Source organism: Streptomyces sp. NPDC021115 (genome assembly GCF_044333065.1).
In the GTDB taxonomy this organism is placed as follows: domain Bacteria; phylum Actinomycetota; class Actinomycetes; order Streptomycetales; family Streptomycetaceae; genus Streptomyces.
Map to the genome: position 1 here is coordinate 75,769 of NZ_JBIRQF010000028.1, position 15,487 is coordinate 91,255.

A 15,487-nucleotide genomic window follows, 5' to 3' on the forward strand; every position below is an offset into this window, starting at 1 on the left:
GGGGGCAGACGGTGCGCTGGTACTCGCGGTAGGCGAGGGCCTTCTGGCGGTCGCGCGCGGTCCAGGTGCCGTCTCCGATGCCCCGAAACTGGGAGTGCGGGATGCCCCACCGGTCACACAGCTCAAGCTCGGTGCGTAGCCGGACATCGGAGATCAGCCTTTTCCCAGGTCCATGCGCGTCTCGCGCTGGACGTTGAACGCGGCGGCCAGCAGGGCCTCGGCTTCAGCATCGGACCAGGTGTCCAGGAACAAGCGGGCGTCGTCCTCGGTGAGCCCGTCCACGGAGGATGCGGCGACGAGCGCCGGGCCGAGCGTGTCGACGTTGAACTCGAAGCCGTCCTCCGCCTGCTCCTCGGTCGCCGGATGGGCCTTCTTCAGCTCGGTCAGCGCGGTCCGCTCCAGCGCCCGGAAGGTGAGCACAATGCTGGCTTCGTCGACTGCGGCCTGAGCCTTCTTCACCTCGGAGGCCGCTGTCCGCACGGCCTTCTTCGACTCGGCGCTGTCGGGGTCGGCCTCGGCGGTGTCCTTGATGCGTCGCTCGGCGTACTGGGCGGTGGCCAGAGCGTCCTTGGCGGCCTGGTCGTCGCAGATCGTGAGGGTGAGCGTGGGCCGGTTGCGGTTCCGCAGCCGCTCCAGCGTGCTGGCCCAGTGCGGGTCCTTGGCGACGGCATCGGCCGGGGGCTCGATCGTGGTGGTCATGTGGGTGGTCCTCCGTCAGGGAAGGGGACCCGACCGGGCGCCGTACGGGCGCCCCTTCCCGACACGCGTCGGGCCCGGCCGGGAGCTGGGAGAAGGGGGCAGTCCGGCGGATCAGGGCCCGGTCGGCACGGTGGCGTTCAGCAGCGGCCGGTCCGTGATGGAGAACTTGACCATCAGCTTCGCGGCCTCGTTGTCCGCCGTGATCTCGGCCGAGGTGCTGGCTACCCGCACCGGGTAGACGTCCATGCCCTTGGTGGACGGCGCCTTGCCCTTGCGGCAGATGATGACGAAGCCGATGGTGCCCTTGGCGAGGTCGGTCTCGATCGTGTCGGTCGTGTCGTCCTCGTAGAACGTCAGCGAACTGTCGCTGGCCTGGTCGTCGCCGGGGATCTTCGACACGAACGTGGAGTCCATGTCGGGGGTCTCGATCTCCTGGTTCTCCAGGGCGAACCCCTCGACTGCGGCGATCTTCTTGGTGTAGTCCGTCGCGCCGGTCATCTCGGCGGACGTCGGAAGGTAGGAGGTGGCGGCGATCGTCTCCGTGAAGAGGATCTTCGTGACGCCCTTGCGGCTGAACCTGGGCATGGATTGGGCCCCTTTTTTCACGCGGTGTGTCAGTGGCGGCCACTACGAGGGGTGGCGTCCGCGTGGGGTCCCGCCGCGGTGCGGTGAAGCCCAACCCCGTGAGGGTTAGGCGGGGGTGAGGCCGAGCCTGTACCTCTGCACGTAGCTGATGATCCCATCTGCTGGGTCATTCGTTGCCCCGGGTTCGGTCTCCAGCTCCCGGCAGGTGACGCTGGCGGCGGGGATGTCGAGGTCGTGGAGCCACAGGCCGGTCGCCGGGTCGCGGCCGAGGAGCGCGGCGCGCGCCTTGTCGGCCATGCCTTCGGCCTGCTCGAGGGTGCCGTACGAGCCGGACTGGCCCGGCACCGGCCCGGATACCGACGTGACCTGGTAGACGATCTCCATGTCCTCGTTCTGGTCCGCGTACGGCGCGCCCGCCGCGGCCACGTCGACCACGGCGAGGATGTAGTACGGCGGCGCCTTGAACCCGGTCGCGGTACGCGGGATCGACCCCCTGCCGACCGGCAGCCCGGTGACGGTGCCGAGGAGCGCGACGAGCGCGCTGGTGACGAGCCGCTTCTCGATCACCGCAGGATCTCCTCGACAGCGGACCGCATCCCGAAGCGCAGCGCCGCGGTGATGGCGGGCAGAGACGGCTGGACGTGCGGGAACGGCGGCTGGTTGTAGACCCGGCCCAGGGAGTCGGCGCCGACAAACCCGAACTCGAGACGCCGCCCCTGCGGCCGGTCCGTACCGATCGTGCACTGCGCCCCGTACGGAAGGCGCCGGTTCACCACCTGCCACGAGTTCCGGTAGTCACCGGTGACGACATTCGGCCCCGGGCGGCCGGAGGCGTGGCCGCGGATCTGGGCGCGGCCGAGTTCGCCGACGTGCTCCATGTGCCGGTGGATCGCCGGGCCGACACGGTGCGCGGCGGCCTCCAGGCGCTCGGCGAGCTGTTCCGGTGTCACGGTGCCTCCCGGTCGGCCTGGAGTTGGTCGAGGGGGGTGATGCGGACGGCCTCAAGCGTCGCCGCCCGCGAGGGGTCCTGCGCGAACCATGACCGGCCGATCAGCGCTGTGTCCTTCGGGTTGTGCACCGCGATGACGGTGACGATGTCGTCCTTCGCGGCCAGCGGCGCGGTGAGCGGAGTGAGGAGCCGGTAGCGGGATCGGGTCTCCTGGATCCACATCTGCCCGGCGTCGGGGACGGCGGACATCTCCGACTGGGCGGTGCCGCCCTGTACCGCGCCCGGGCCCTCGTAGACGGTCTCCCCCGGCGGGTATTCGTTCTGCCCGGTGTCCGGGTTGTAGACGGGGTCGCCGCCGCCGGGGCGGCTGATCCGCACGGTGTCGACGAGGACGTTGGTGTCGAGCCAGCGGCCGACGGCGGCGAGGACGTTGTCGAGGCCGGTCATCAGGGCCTCCCTCGCGCCCAGTCGGCCAGCTGCGCGAGCATGGCCCGGGTCAGGTCGTAGCGCTCGTTGGCGAGGTCGTCCCGGTTAAGTGCCGCAGTTTCGAGGGCGCCGGGTTCGATGCTGGCCAGGAATTGGGCGATGGCCTCGCCGGGCTCCTGCGGGGCGGCGACGGCGACGCGCGCGAGCCCGTCGAAGAAGGCCCCGGCCGGGCTGCGGACGTGAAGCACGAGCATCGGCAGCGCGTTCGCGATGTCGTGCTCGAGGGTGTAGCCGAGCACGTAGTTGCCGACCTCGGCATCGTCGATGCTGATGTTGGCGTGGCCCGGCTGCGCGTCGATCACGACGTTGTGCGCGGACGGCTTCCGCTCCCCCGGAACGGTCATGACGACTTCTTCTTCCTCCGGCCGCGACCGACCTTCTTCAGGCTCGGGAACTTACGCACGACGGCACTCCTGACGGCCTTCTTCTGCGCCGGTGAACCATGCTGCGACACCCTGGCCAGGGCGTTGCGGGCGTGGGGCAGGTCGTCGATTCGATACTTCTTCTGCCGCGGCAGGGCGAACTGCTTGATGCTCATCGCCTTGCGGCCCGACTTCGTGTTGCGGCGCGCGTTGGCGCGCTTGGAGAGGCTGGACTTTCGGCTGCCTTTCCTGGCCATGGCGTGTCCCTTCCGTCACGCGGGGTCTCCTGATGCGATGTCGGTCCGGCCGGTGAGGTCGGGGCGCGGGTAGAACTCCCTCACACACCCGTGGTGAGCGGACGGGTAGGTAGCGCACTCCTCAAGCGATCGGATGGTGCCGTCGGCGTGGTCGGTGTCCGGGTGGTTGACCCATCCGCATTCGGGTCCGTCCCGGACTTCCATCCACTCGGCGGACAGCTCGAGGCGCGCGGTGTTGACCGCGCCCGCGTTGGCGGTGACGACGCCCTGCCAGGACAGGGCGGAGTGCGCCCAGGAGCGGACGGGGTGCCGGGCGCGGTCGGCGTAGATGATGGTGTCGAGCGGGTGCTCGGCGAGCAGGGCCGCGGTGTCGACGCCGGAGGTGGTCCGTACGGCGTCCTGGGCGGCCCGGGCGAACGCCTGGGCTCTGCGGACGGCTTCGGTGATGCGGCGGATCAGGTCCGCCCAGAACGGGGCGGTGAGCGCGGTGATGGCGGCCTGGTGCTCGGTGCTCCACGCGAACAGCTGCACGTCCTGCTCGGCGGCGCGGAGAGCCCGTACGGCGCCGTCCCGGTAGGCCACGGGCAGATCCTGCGCTGCCCACCGTTCGGCGAGGGCGCGGGCCCGGCGGTCGTACTCAGCGACCGCGGAGTTGAACGCGGCCAGGGCCTCGCGGATACGGCGCGTGCGGCCGACCGCGCGGCCGCCCTCGATCTGCTCCAGCGCCTGGAGGAGGGTGGTCTGGCTGGTGTGGAGGATCGACCACGTGCGGGTGAGCTGCGCGACCGCCGCGGCGATGAGGCCGGTGAGTTCCTGCCGGTCGTCCTGGGTGCGCTGGTCGCGGACGGGCGTGGTCATCGGCGGGGCCGTTCGCGGAGCTGGATGACGCTGAAGCCGGTGCTGCTGGTGTCGTCGGTGGTCGGGTCGTCAGGTGCTGGGGGCTGGCCGGACTCCAACATCGCGATCTGCCGTTCGAGGGCCTTGATGTTCTCGGTGTAGGTGACGGACACGACCGCGCTGACGCTGACGCCAGCGGGCTGGTCGTTGACGAGCGCGGCCTTGCGTTCGTACAGCACCTCGAGAGCCACCGCGCGGGCCGTACCGAGGCGGGTGTAGCGCTGGTCGAGGTCGGCGAGGTCGGTGGTGGTGCCGAGCTGCGCGATGAGCCATGCGCGGACGGTGGCGTCCACCTGTCACCTCCAGATCGGTGGGAAGGGGGGTGCGGGGTGCGGGGTGCGGGTCCGGTGGCGCCCCAGCCGCGGGCCCGCACCCCGTCGTGTCAGCTGCTGCTGCCCTCGTCAGCTGCTGACTTCCGGCCCCGGGCCGGTCTGGCGGCCGCCTTCTTGGTGGCGGCCTGCTTGGTGCCCTCGCCGTCGCCCTCGGTGGGCGCGGTGTCGGGCTCGGAGTGCTGCTCCGCGGTCTTCTTCGCGGCGGTGGGGAGCTTGCCGTCCTCCCAGCACGCCGGGTTGGTGACCAGCGCCGCGAGGTGCGGCGGCGGCTCCGACCCGGCGGGGAGTTCGGTCATCTGGTGCGTCTCGGGATCCAGGACGTGGGTCGTCGCTGCGAGCCGGGCGCCCATCAGAACACCGAGGCGGTGACGTGGATGTCCGGGACGTACATCACCGGCATCGCGACGGCGGCGCCCTTGGTCCACACCTGGACCGGGTCGTCCTTGTAGCCGTGGGTGACGACGATGCCGGGCGCCTCGGACCGCTCGATGGCCGGGTTGCCACCGGAGGAGAGGACCAGGGACTCAGCCGTCACGCCGTACTGGGTCTCGGCCCACTCCTGCGGGTTCGGCGGGAGCAGGATCCACCGGTTGTCGGGGATGGGGCGGGCGGTGGTGCCGTCGTCCAGGGGGATCTGCACGTCGTACACCTGGATCGGGGGCAGGTTGTAGCGGGCGCGGACGACGTCGACCTCGTTGGGTGCGAGGGTCGCGGTGGGCGTGTTGGAGGGGTTCACCGACCCGTAGTAGGCGGCCCGGTAGGCATCGTTCGCCATGAGGAGCGCGCGGGCCTTGTAGGAGGTGAGGACGCGGGCCGGGAGCGGGGCACCGGAGGCGCGCAGCGTCTCGATCCACGCCTGCTCATCCGCGATGGCGTCCGCGGTCGGGTCGGTCCAGGCGGTGGCCGCGGTCGGCATGTTCGCCGCGGGGACACCGGCGTCGTACTCGACGGTGAGCCCGTTCTCGCCGGAGAGGGTGAACTTGCCGTCCGTCAGCAGGTCACCGACGGCGAGTTCGAGGCGGGACTTGATGGACTGCACGTGGGCGGCGACGTCCTGGTAGAGCAGTTCGACCAGCTCGGAGGAGTCGGCGCCGCGGGCGGTGTCGAGGAGGATCTGCTCCAGCTCACCCACAAGGTACTTCTGGCCGAGCGGGGGCAGCATGCCCTCGGTGACGATGCGCTGCGCCTCGCGGGTGGCGACGGCGGTCTGCGCGTCCCACGCGCGGTACTTCGCCGCGGCGACCCGTCGGCTGGACCGCTTGATGCGGAACTTCACGCTGTTGATGGAGCGTTCCGGCATGACCGACAGGGTCAGGGCGTAGTCGGCGGGTGTCTGGACCTCGCGGACGAACGCGTTGATCATCGTGGCGTCGATGTCCCTGAGCAGGGCGTCAAGCATGTGAGGTCACCCCTTTCAGGAGAAGTTGATGGAGTCGGTACGACCGGTGGAGGCCGGACGCTCGAACGGCAGGGGCAGCTTGTCCATGCGAACGTCGCCGTGGACCATCAGGGCGGCGCCGCACTTGGTGGAGCCGGGGTTGAACGCGGTCTCGGTGAACAGCAGCCCGGCGAAGACCTGGGTCCCGTCGGAGGCGCCCGCGGCCCCACCGGCGGTGGTGGTGGCCACGGACACGGCCGGGCTGGAGCCGCCGGTCAGGGAGGCGCCCGAGGCGGTCATCTGGGCAACGTCGTCGCCGAGGTAGGCGCCGCCGAAGGTGACGGTCATGGCGGTTCCAGGGTGCGGACCGCCGGTGACGGTGACATCGCCAGGCGCGATGTTCGACAGAGCCTCCAGCGCGGTGCGAACCTGCGCGGCGGTCGCGTTGTAGGGGATGGCGGCGGTGGTCTGCCCGGACCAGGTCAGGGTGTAGGTGCCGCCGGTCGGGCTGCCGGTGATGGTGACGGTCTGGACTTCGTTGGTGGCACCGGCGTACGGCGCGTACAGGCCGGACGCGGTGACCTTGCCGAGCGGCAGACCGCTCTTGAGGCGTCGCATCGGCTGGTAGGCGGTGCCCTCGACCCAGTGCACGTTCTCGGAGAACTTGGTCAGGTCGAGGGTGATGGTCTTGTTCGTGTCGGAGCCGTGCAGGGACAGCAGCCAGGGCCGGTCCGCTGTGACGGTCTCACTGGTGGTGGTCGGCTGGATGTCCACGCCGTCCTCCCCTTTCGCGATGATCGCGGCTGGTGTTCGGCTTCACCTGGTGCGGTGTCGCGTCCACGTGGGGAGGGCGTGGTCCCTGGCTCTATGGGTGGTGCGGGTCAGGCGGCGTCGGGTCGGCGGAAGCCCATCTGTTCGGCCAACTTGCGGGCCTGCGTCTTCACGTCGTCCTTCGTGGCGGGGGTGCGCGGCGGCGGGCCGCCTGCCGGAGCACCGCCAGGCGCCGGGGGCGGGGTGGCCGCGGCCGGGACGGCGGGGGCGACGCCGAACAGTTCGGGGCGGCGCTCCTTGAGCTTGGCGGCGGCGTCCTGCACGGTGGCGTCGTCCGCGTCGTCGTCCACGCGCAGCAGCGCGGCCGCGTCCTCGAGGTCGTCGCCGGTGGCGCCGAGGCCGACGAGGACGGCGCGCCGGTTGGCGTTTCGCTCGCGGGCAACAGCGGCGGCCTCGCGGTCGGCGAGTTCCTGTTCCCGCTTGGCCAGGGCCTGCTCGCGCTTCTCCTGCTCGGACAGCTGCGCCTCGCGCGCTTTCCGGGCCTCCTCGATGAACGCCTTCGCGTCGTCCACGGTGCTGAAGCCGTGGTCGGCGGCGAACTTCTCCAGCGCGGCCCGGGCTCCGGCGCGCTCGCCCTGCGCCTTCTCCTTCGCGGCGAGGGAGGTGACTTCGTCCTGGGTGAAGGTGCGGGCGGGCGGCGGGCCGGGGCGGGGCGGCTCGGCCGCGGCGGGGGCCGCGGGAGGTGTGGGCGGGTCGTCCTGGCCGCCGTCGGCGTAGAGCACGGGGCTGAACGGGTGCGGGGCGTAGGGGTGCGACCAGCCGGGCGTGGCCGGGCCGGTGTGCGGGTGGTGCAGCGCGGGGCGGCGCATGAGGGCTGTGTCCTCCAATAGGAGTGTCCGTCGGCCCCGCGCCTGGATCAACGATCGCATGATTGTCACTGGGTGTTGCCCCCGGTCTGCCCTGGCGGGGTGTTTTCGCTGGTCGGATCGGTGCCGTCGCCGGGCTGGTCGCCCTGCTGGACGGGCGCCGGGGGCAGTTGCAGGGCGGGCGGGGTGTCGGGCTCGGCGATGTCGATACCGAGGAAGTCGCCCACGGCTTTGGTGTCGCCGGTGGCGTCCGCGAGGGCCTTGGCCTGCTCGAACTGCCGAGACTCGATGCGCTCGATCTCGGCGGTGACGTCGTCGATGGGGAATCCGGCCTCGGCGAGCATGCGGACGGCGGTCTCGCGGCTGAAGACCTTGTCGACCCCGGCGGTGACCTGTTCGAGGACGGACTGCTTGTCGGTGGGGGTGTAGGGGCCGAAGGTGATGCGCGCGGGCTGGACGGTGACTCCGGCCCAGTCGGGGTGTTGCCCGGCGAGGTAGAGGCGCTGCACGAATCGCAGGAGGAGGGCGTACTTGTGGTCGCGGGCGAGCCGCATGCCGCCGACGAGGGAGTCCAGCGGGCCGAGGGATAGCTGGAGGGCGTAGCCGGATGGGACCTTGGACGGGTCCAGCGTGCCGAGGGCGACGGCGGGCAGGCGGGCAACGTTCGCGGCGCGGTCCTTGAGGTCGTGGACGTGCTCGCGCAACCCGGCCAACTGGGGCGCGGTGTCGATGGAGGTGAGGCGGCCGTTCTCGCCGAGGTTCCACGCGGTGCCGGGGGCCACGTCCATCTGGGATCCGTCCCGGCCGCCAGCCTGGACGCCGGAGATGCCGATGATGGGTGATCCGGTGGTGGCCGAGGCGCGGCTGCTGTCGGTGTCGGCGCCGGCCAGCTCGTCGAAGACCTGGAGCACCTTGGCGAGGCTGCTCTGTCCCCAGTGCTCCTCGGCCGGGGGCACGGTGTTGGGGACGTGGACGACCGGGATGAAGTCGAGCAGCAGGTCGAGGTGGTCCAGCACCTCGCCGTCCGAGCGGGTCGCGAACACGGCGCGGTCCATCGGGAGGGAGTCGATGTCCGCGGGTCCCTTGATGTCGCCCAGCTCCCACGTGGCGTCGGTCAGGTAGCAGGTGAAGTACGACGGCTCGTCGTTCCACGCGTACTGCCGAGAGATCGCACCGGACTCAGGGTTGAGGGTGTCGCCGGGGGTGAGCGGGGGCGGCGGTAGTTCGGCGGCCGCGGCGCCGTCCTCGGGCTCTGGAGCAGGGAGCGGGGCCCGTACGGCGCGCCCGGCCTTGTCGACGCCCGGGGCGGTGGCCGGGCGGATCCAGTCCAGCTCGTACGTGATGCGCCGCAGTCTGGCCTTGAGGCCGCGCTTCGGGTCCTCGGGCAGCTCCCACGCGAAGTGGACCCTGCTCGGGTACTCGCCGCCGTCGTCGTCCTCGCCGATGACCGGGAAGTAGAAGCCCGGGTCGCTGACGCGGAGCGTGGGCCGCTTCTTGCCCGGGTCCCACGCCAGCCGGTACACCCCGTCCCCGAGGGTGACTGCCTTGCGTTCGGCCTGCTGCATGCGCATCGGCAGCTGCTCGGCCTCCGCCCAGCCCTCCAGCAGCTCTTGCACGCGGGCCGCGGCCGCCGCCTCCGGGGTGGGCCGGTCGTCGGCGGTGTCGTCCTCGGCGCCCGGCACGGTGATGTGCTGCTCCCGACCGAGGACGTGCGACATCAGGGTGTCCACGAACATCGACGGGTCACCGAACTCGCGCCGGTCCCGCGCGTGAACGTCGCCGCCGACCTCGGCCAGCTCGGCGGCCTGATTCTGGTCGTACGCGGCCAGGAGCTTGTACGCGGCCAACCGCTTCTCGTCCTCGGCCGGAACCCACATGGCCTGGGCCTCGGGGAACGCGCGCCGGTTGGGCATACCGAGGGAGTCCGAGTAGATCGGCTTGTAGTTCAGCCAGCTCCAGGCATGGATGACGACGCTGCGCAGGCCCACCGTTGTCCCTCCGAGTCAGGCCCCGCGCCTGATCACAGGGTACGGGTGAGGGCGGCTCAGGTTCCCCTGGATCGTCGGTGGACTTCTTCAAACAGATCCGAGCCGGGCAGCGCGATCGACTGCCCGGCAGACTGAACGGGGGATGTGCTAGTCACTGTGGCTTCCGGCTGCTTCGACAAGGTGCCCGAAGGCGGCGCTGCTTGAGTAGTACGAGTCGCGCTGGAGCGGGCCATGTTCTCCGCAGGCGCACACGAACCAGGTCCAGTCAGCGGTGAACCTGATCGTCACGTGGTGGCCTGCGCGGGCTGCTGTCCGAGCGCGCAACTTGGTGGCAAGGCCGCGCGCCAGCCGTGTGCGGGTTGCGGCATGTTGGCGATCGGTGTGCGGGACCCAACTCGTACCGCCCCAGAGGAGGGGCTCGCCGCACTCGAGGCAGCCGTCCATGGCGTCCTCGCTCCTTCAGGCCGCAGCAGGTTCGGCGAGCTCCAACTGCTCCGCCTTTCGACCGCCGACCGTCCGGTCCGCACCGTGGGGCTTTTTGGCGGGCTGAGCAACAGTGGGTGTCACCTCAAAGACGGTGGTGAGTTCGCTCTCGGCGGTGCGCTTGCCGTCGATGTCGTAGACGCGGACCTCATGAACCTCGATCTTGTGTGGGTCCATGTTGCCCTTGGTCCACTGGATCGCCTCGTCACGCGCTTCCGGGGTCCACTTGCTCAGCATGTGATCCACGTTCGACGGGACTCGGTAGCCGAACCGGCTGGCGTAGACGTTCCAGAAGACCCCTACCTGTACCCGCTTCGACATCTTCATCACTCCAGCTCATCGACGGTTTCTGTACCTACAGAATGCATCCGCCCGAATCCCTTGTCAAGCCGTCATGGCTGATGGATGCTAGTTTCTGTACCTACAGATTCAAGGAGGTGGCCGCAGTGGCAAGGCCGAAGACCGGCGAGACGCCCAAGCACAATGTCCGCGTGCCCGACCCGCTCTGGAAGGCGGCCACAGAGAAGGCGAAGCGGGAGGGGTGCACGATCACCGACGTCATCGTGGCCGCGCTCCATCGGTACGTAGCCAGTCCCTCGAAACTCCCGCCCGAGGGCCCCAACTCTTAGCGCATAAGAGAAGAACGTCATGCGGTTCACCGTCGTCCGGAGAGCCGGTTGTCGCTGTACGGCTTGCTGCCGGTGGTCGCTGCGGCCGGGTTGGCCAGCTCGGTCAGCGCGTGCACCGCGGCGTCCATCCGGTCTGGGGAATCCAGCCCCGGGATCCAGGTCACCATCTGCGTCTCGAGCTGCTGGAACTCGGCGCAATGGTGGACAAGCCCGGTTTCGTACAACTGAGCGATCGGCTCGGCGCGCAGCCGCTTGCCCTTCTTCGCGGTCACGTCCACGACGCGCGGCATCATCCGGCCCTCCGTCTTGCCCTGCCGCGCGAGTTCGGCCCACGCCTGGATCACGTTCTGGCGGGCCATGTCGCCGCCGTAGTTGGTCTCCACCACGATCGCGTCCGCGTCCAGTTCGAGGGCGAGGAGGCAGGTCTCGCGGCCGCGGTTCTCGGCGGAGTGCTTTCCGGTGCGGTCGGCGAGGACGTAGTAGTGGCCGTCGGTGCTGCGTCCGGCGGCGACGATGCCGGATTCGTCGTGGCCGGGGGTGTCGCCGCCTGCGGGGTCGAGGGCGACGACGACGCGCGTGAGGTCGACTGCCCGGAAGGCGACGGGGCTGATGCGGTTGGCGGTGATCCAGTCCCATTGCCAGACGCCGCCTTCGAGGGGTCTCGGCTGTTGCTGGTAGAGGGCCCACCAGACGCGTTCGCCGACGGCGCGGTGGGTGCGCGCGAGTTCGTCTTCGTCGTACTGCTCTGGCCAGAGGGCTTGGCCGGGGGCGCGACCGAGGGGGTCGTCTTCGGAGAGGGCGAGGGCGGGCAGGTCGATGAGGGTCCAGTTCTCGGGTTCGGTTTCGAGGATTCGGCCGGAGAGGTCGTTTTCGTGCCAACGCGTGTTGATCAAGACTATGGAGGCGCCGGGGGCGCGGCGGGTGTAGAAGACCGACTGGTACCAGTCCCAGACGCGTTGCCGCTGAGCAGGGCTGTTCGCGTCGTCAGATCCCTTGAAAGGGTCGTCGATGATGCCTAGCGAGAAGCCCTTACCGGTCAAGCTCCCCCCGACGCCAGCGGTGACCATGCCGCCGCGGACGCTGGCGCCGCGCGGGGCCTCGAGGTCGAAGCGGTTCGCGGCGTGGGAGCCGGGGTCGAGCCGTACGCCGAGGGTGTCGGCGTGTTCGCGGAGCTGGTCGCGGACCCACCGGCCGTGGTCGTCGGCGAGTTCGGCGCCGTAGGAGGCGAGCATGACGCGCTGGGTGGGATTCCGGCGCAGGTACCACAGTGGGCCCCAGCGAGACGCGCGCTGGCTCTTCCCGTGCCGTGGAGGGCAGGTGATCATCACCTGCATGCGTTCCCCTGCGGCGATCCGCTGGAACACCCCGTCGATCATGTCCAGGTGCGGGGCCTGCTTCTCCCGGCCCTCGGTCAGCACCGCGGCCAGGGCGCCCGGGGAGCGGTCCATGGCCATCTGCCGCTCGACCCAGGCCAGACGGAGGCGGATCTCGGGGCTGGCCCTGCGGGCGATACGGCGCCGCTCGACGACGGGGAGGGTGCGGTAGTGGGCGAGGAGGGTGTCCTCAAGGAGGTCATCCGTCGCTGTGGTCACCCGGGTCGTCCTCGGCGGTGAGTTCGTTGACGGGTCCGGTCTGTCCTGCGATGCCGATGAGCTTGTTCAGTTCGTCGAGTGCTCCGCTGCCGAGGGGGACGGCGCCGCCGTCGGGTCCGGAGAGTTCGGTGCGGACGGGGGCGTCGAGGCCGTTGAGCCTGGCGCGCCGGTCGGAGATCTTGAGAGCGGTTTCGATGGCGCGCGGGTCGCCGGTGAGCGCGTCGGGCCAGACCGCTTCGAGGAGGGCGTCGAGGCGTTCGTTCTCCTCTTGCCGGTACACGGAGATCTCGGCGGCCTGCTCGTCGCGGCGCTGGGCGAGCGCGCGGACGAAGTCCTTGGAGGCTGCGCCACGGGAGGAGTAGCCGAGGGCGAGGACGCGTTCGTCGTCGAAGCTGATGCCCTGGCGGCGCAGCTTGATGAGCTTGACGCGGCGTTCGGCGACTTCGGCTTGTTCGGCTTTGGAGAGGGTCATGGCGGTCGGGGCTCCCGCATGTGGTTGTTGGTCAGGCCCCGCGCCTACCGCCATGATCGGGCATTTCGGCCGGTGTGTTCCCCCGGGCCGGGGACGGGTGGGATCCTGCGCGGCATGAGGAGCATGCGCAGGGTGGGGATGTGGGCGGCCGCTGTGGTGGTCGTGGTGGGGGCCGCGGGCTGCGGCGGAGACGACGGGGGCGGGGGCGGGGGCGGGAAGGGCGCGGCGTCGAAGCCTGCTGCCTCGGCGTCGGCGATGAGCGTGGACGAGGCGCTGGACGCGTACCAAGGGGTCGCGGCCGGGGGCTGCACGGATGCGCCGGGCTGCCAGGAGTTGATGGAGGGGAAGCTGCGCGCGGCGAAGGATCTGCGGGTCGCGTTGGCGGCGGAGGACCGGGCCGCGTACGCGGAGCCGATCCGGCTGGTTCGGCAGGCTGAGCGGCTGGCGGAGCATTACGGGCCGGAGGGCCTGGGGTCGCGGGGCGGGTTCGCTGCGGTGAACGCGCCGTTGCAGCAGGCCGTGGCCTGGCTGGCGACGAACCGGTAGCCGGGCATACCGCGGCCCCGCGAGCCAGGGGGGATCGGGTCGCGGGGCCGGGTTCCCGGCGCCTGGGGGGTTGCCGGGGGCTGGTGGCACAGCCCGGGGTCCGAGTGGGCGCGGGGACACCGTCCTCGGTCCGGGCCGTGCATGTCGATCGTCAGGTACGGAGGGGGCCGCGTCCACCGAGGTGTTCCCTCGTCACGGGTCAGCGGCTGTTACTGAGCCTCGTAGCAAGGGGACCGTCCTGCGACGAGCACGGCGACGGCATCCTGATGCTGCAAGCCGCCGAAGGTGAGTAGCTACCGCAGGACGGTGCCCCGGCTGAGGAAAGCAGCCGGGGCACCGTCGTCTTTGCGGGTCAGCGCCGCGCGGGCGTCGAGGGTCAGCTCGTCCGGTCGGGGTGGTCCGGGTGCTGCGGCGGCAGCCAGCGGCGCCTCTCCCCTTCTCGCGCCCGCAACGGGTCGGGCGGAATGAACCCGTGGGGGAAGGCGACGGGCCACCCTGAGGTGATCAGCACGGAGAACACTGGCAGCCCGGGGAAGCTGTCCGACTCGATGATGTAGCCGATCTGTTCGCCGCCCTTGAGTACCTTCGCGGTGGGTACCGCCTTGTTCTCAGGGTCCGGCTCCTGGTTCACCGTCAGCCCAAGGGCAGGCCACGCGGCGGCGTCCGGTCCGTACGTCTTCCCTAGCTCGTCCGCCGTCAGCATGCGGCCTTGGTCTGTCGTCATGGCACCGCAGAGTAACCGGTTCCGAGCGGTCCGCACCGGCACCGGGTCAGCGCGGCGCGCGTACGGTCTCCCACGGCGGGCGCCCGCCTGCGGCCCAGTCGGCGAGGGCCGGGCCGTCGACCAGGACGAGGGGCCGGGCGAGCAGGACGTTGGTCTCCACGGCGTCGCGCGTGTAGCTGCTGGTGGTGACGATGACGGCGAGCGCGCAGTGGTGGATGTCGCGGTAGGTGCCGTTCGTCTTCTGCACGTCCTCGGAGGTGACGTTCTTCGGCGGTCCGTATCGCTTGCACTGGATGAGGATGCGGCGTCCGTCGCGGAGGTGGACGAGGACGTCGAGGCCGCGGTCGTTGGATCCGCCTTGGGCGATGGCGCTGCGCACCCCGGGGGCGCGGCGGGCGAGGCGCGCGATCGCGTGCTCGAAGTCGTCGGGGCTCATGGCCCGGTAGGCGGCCAGGCTGCGGCTGGTGGCGCGGCGGGGGCGGGGCAGGGTGACGCGGAGTCGACGCCGGCCCCGGGGGTCTAGGCGACGGAGGCCGACCGCAGCAGCGATACCGGTGAGGGCGAGCACGGCGGCGATGACGGCGGTCTGGACGGGCCAGGCGCGGGCGGTGATGTAGAGGGCGAAGAGGGTGAGTGCCCAGCCGGTGAGGCTGAGGTGTAAGCGGCTGGTGCGGCGCCGGGCGGTGCGAGACATGGGTTCCCCCCGTGGTCGTGGGTTGGGGTGGTGGGTGGGCTGGTCAGCGGGGCAGTTCGTTGCGGGTGGTAGCCCAGACGCCGCGGGTCTGGGTGTTCACCGTCTGATGGTGGACGGGCGCGTTGTAGTGGTGGTGGTGCTCGGCCGGGGCGGCCTCGACGGTCTGCTTGACGTGCTTCATGAGGCGGCTGAGGGCGAAGACGAAGGTGGTGGGGGCGGCGCAGATGAGGGCGATGACAGCGGGGTCGGCTTTCCCTGATGCCCAGAGGATGCCGGTGGCGGTCGCGCCGAGGGCGAAGGTGGGGATGCTGCTGGCGACCATGACGCCGCTGATGTCGGCAGCCTTCTGGCTCATGGGGGGCCGGCCGGGCTGGGCGACGGGCGGGGTGAGGCCGACCGCGGGGAGCGGGGTGTGGTCGCGGAACGAGGTGGGCCCGGTGTAGGGGTGCCCTTCGAGGATGGCTTTGTCGACGGCGGCCATGAGCCGGTCGGCCTGGTCGTCGATGGTGGGCTGCCCGGCCGGGGTGGCGGTGGGCTGCTGGGGGTCGGGCAGGCGGTTCATGGGCGAGGTCTCCGGGGGTTCAGGCGGCGGTGGCGTAGTTGCCGGCGTGGTCGGTGTGGGCGTAAGAGCCGAATCCGAGGTTGACCACGGGCACGGCCGGGTCGTCCTTCATTCGGCTCAGGGCCTTGCGGATCTGCGGGTTGGGAAGGCCGAGGGCCTTGGAGATGAGGGCGGGGGTGGATGCCTTGCCGAGGTCCTGGAGGTATTCGACGATG

General features: G+C 70.7%; 22 protein-coding genes. 1 reads left to right on the forward strand and 21 read right to left on the reverse strand.

All coding sequences use genetic code 11. The features are described from left to right. Positions 1–153: 153 nt before the first annotated feature. From ACH4TL_RS43185 to ACH4TL_RS43265, 17 genes are all read right to left on the reverse strand, one after another. Positions 154–699 (reverse strand): hypothetical protein, encoded by a 546-nt coding sequence (locus ACH4TL_RS43185; RefSeq protein WP_398329928.1) that lies wholly within the window; start codon positions 697–699, stop codon positions 154–156. A gap of 111 nt (positions 700–810) precedes the next feature. Beyond that, positions 811–1,284, reverse strand: coding sequence for a hypothetical protein (locus ACH4TL_RS43190; protein WP_398329925.1), 474 nt, complete (start codon positions 1,282–1,284; stop codon positions 811–813). Positions 1,285–1,389: 105 nt separating this feature from the next. Further along, positions 1,390–1,851, reverse strand: coding sequence for a hypothetical protein (locus tag ACH4TL_RS43195; protein ID WP_398329922.1), 462 nt, complete (start codon positions 1,849–1,851; stop codon positions 1,390–1,392). Next, positions 1,848–2,234 carry a hypothetical protein gene (locus tag ACH4TL_RS43200; RefSeq protein ID WP_398329919.1) on the reverse strand — a complete coding sequence of 129 codons (387 nt, stop codon included), beginning with the start codon at positions 2,232–2,234 and terminating at the stop codon, positions 1,848–1,850. Before ACH4TL_RS43200 ends, ACH4TL_RS43195 begins: the two co-directional genes overlap by 4 nt. Next, positions 2,231–2,680: a DUF6093 family protein gene (locus tag ACH4TL_RS43205; protein WP_398329917.1), complete on the reverse strand. Its 450-nt coding sequence runs from the start codon at positions 2,678–2,680 to the stop codon at positions 2,231–2,233. Before ACH4TL_RS43205 ends, ACH4TL_RS43200 begins: the two co-directional genes overlap by 4 nt. Beyond that, entirely contained in the window at positions 2,680–3,063 is a 384-nt protein-coding gene (locus ACH4TL_RS43210) for a hypothetical protein (protein ID WP_398329915.1), read from the reverse strand. The genes ACH4TL_RS43205 and ACH4TL_RS43210 overlap by 1 nt, the downstream gene beginning before the upstream one ends. Then, positions 3,060–3,338, reverse strand: a complete 279-nt coding sequence (locus tag ACH4TL_RS43215) for a DUF6582 domain-containing protein (protein ID WP_398329912.1) — start codon at positions 3,336–3,338, stop codon at positions 3,060–3,062. Before ACH4TL_RS43215 ends, ACH4TL_RS43210 begins: the two co-directional genes overlap by 4 nt. Positions 3,339–3,353: 15 nt before the next feature. After that, on the reverse strand, positions 3,354–4,196 hold the full coding sequence (locus ACH4TL_RS43220; RefSeq protein WP_398329909.1) for a hypothetical protein: 843 nt from the start codon (positions 4,194–4,196) through the stop codon (positions 3,354–3,356). Continuing rightward, on the reverse strand, positions 4,193–4,528 hold the full coding sequence (locus tag ACH4TL_RS43225; protein ID WP_398329906.1) for a hypothetical protein: 336 nt from the start codon (positions 4,526–4,528) through the stop codon (positions 4,193–4,195). The genes ACH4TL_RS43220 and ACH4TL_RS43225 overlap by 4 nt, the downstream gene beginning before the upstream one ends. A gap of 89 nt (positions 4,529–4,617) precedes the next feature. Then, complete coding sequence (locus ACH4TL_RS43230; RefSeq protein WP_398329903.1) at positions 4,618–4,917, reverse strand: hypothetical protein; 300 nt, start codon at positions 4,915–4,917, stop codon at positions 4,618–4,620. After that, positions 4,917–5,966, reverse strand: a complete 1,050-nt coding sequence (locus ACH4TL_RS43235) for a major capsid protein (RefSeq protein ID WP_398329900.1) — start codon at positions 5,964–5,966, stop codon at positions 4,917–4,919. Before ACH4TL_RS43235 ends, ACH4TL_RS43230 begins: the two co-directional genes overlap by 1 nt. A 15-nt stretch (positions 5,967–5,981) precedes the next feature. Further along, the gene (locus ACH4TL_RS43240; RefSeq protein WP_398329897.1) at positions 5,982–6,719 is read right to left on the reverse strand and encodes a hypothetical protein; all 738 of its coding nucleotides are present in this window, start codon (positions 6,717–6,719) and stop codon (positions 5,982–5,984) included. 107 nt (positions 6,720–6,826) lie between these two features. Next, positions 6,827–7,585 carry a hypothetical protein gene (locus ACH4TL_RS43245; protein ID WP_398329894.1) on the reverse strand — a complete coding sequence of 253 codons (759 nt, stop codon included), beginning with the start codon at positions 7,583–7,585 and terminating at the stop codon, positions 6,827–6,829. Between the two features lie 65 nt (positions 7,586–7,650). Next, entirely contained in the window at positions 7,651–9,570 is a 1,920-nt protein-coding gene (locus ACH4TL_RS43250) for a hypothetical protein (protein WP_398329891.1), read from the reverse strand. A gap of 459 nt (positions 9,571–10,029) precedes the next feature. After that, positions 10,030–10,380, reverse strand: coding sequence for a hypothetical protein (locus ACH4TL_RS43255; protein WP_398329888.1), 351 nt, complete (start codon positions 10,378–10,380; stop codon positions 10,030–10,032). A gap of 328 nt (positions 10,381–10,708) precedes the next feature. After that, positions 10,709–12,274: a terminase large subunit domain-containing protein gene (locus ACH4TL_RS43260; RefSeq protein ID WP_398329882.1), complete on the reverse strand. Its 1,566-nt coding sequence runs from the start codon at positions 12,272–12,274 to the stop codon at positions 10,709–10,711. Then, complete coding sequence (locus ACH4TL_RS43265; protein ID WP_398329880.1) at positions 12,255–12,746, reverse strand: hypothetical protein; 492 nt, start codon at positions 12,744–12,746, stop codon at positions 12,255–12,257. The genes ACH4TL_RS43260 and ACH4TL_RS43265 overlap by 20 nt, the downstream gene beginning before the upstream one ends. 114 nt (positions 12,747–12,860) lie before the next feature. On the opposite strand from ACH4TL_RS43265, the gene ACH4TL_RS43270 reads away from it, so the two are divergent. Next, complete coding sequence (locus ACH4TL_RS43270; RefSeq protein ID WP_398329877.1) at positions 12,861–13,292, forward strand: hypothetical protein; 432 nt, start codon at positions 12,861–12,863, stop codon at positions 13,290–13,292. Positions 13,293–13,668: 376 nt separating this feature from the next. Here the strand turns inward: ACH4TL_RS43270 and ACH4TL_RS43275 are convergent, their stop codons facing one another. The 4 genes from ACH4TL_RS43275 to ACH4TL_RS43290 form a co-directional block, all read right to left on the reverse strand. Next, complete coding sequence (locus tag ACH4TL_RS43275) at positions 13,669–14,016, reverse strand: hypothetical protein (RefSeq protein WP_398329874.1); 348 nt, start codon at positions 14,014–14,016, stop codon at positions 13,669–13,671. A gap of 46 nt (positions 14,017–14,062) precedes the next feature. Next, positions 14,063–14,710, reverse strand: a complete 648-nt coding sequence (locus ACH4TL_RS43280; protein WP_398329871.1) for a restriction endonuclease — start codon at positions 14,708–14,710, stop codon at positions 14,063–14,065. A gap of 43 nt (positions 14,711–14,753) precedes the next feature. Further along, a complete protein-coding gene (locus ACH4TL_RS43285) occupies positions 14,754–15,272 on the reverse strand; it encodes a hypothetical protein (protein WP_398329868.1) in 519 nt (172 codons plus the stop codon). Positions 15,273–15,291: 19 nt separating this feature from the next. Beyond that, a partial coding sequence (locus ACH4TL_RS43290; protein WP_398425474.1) for a hypothetical protein occupies positions 15,292–15,487 on the reverse strand: 196 nt, incomplete at its 5' end.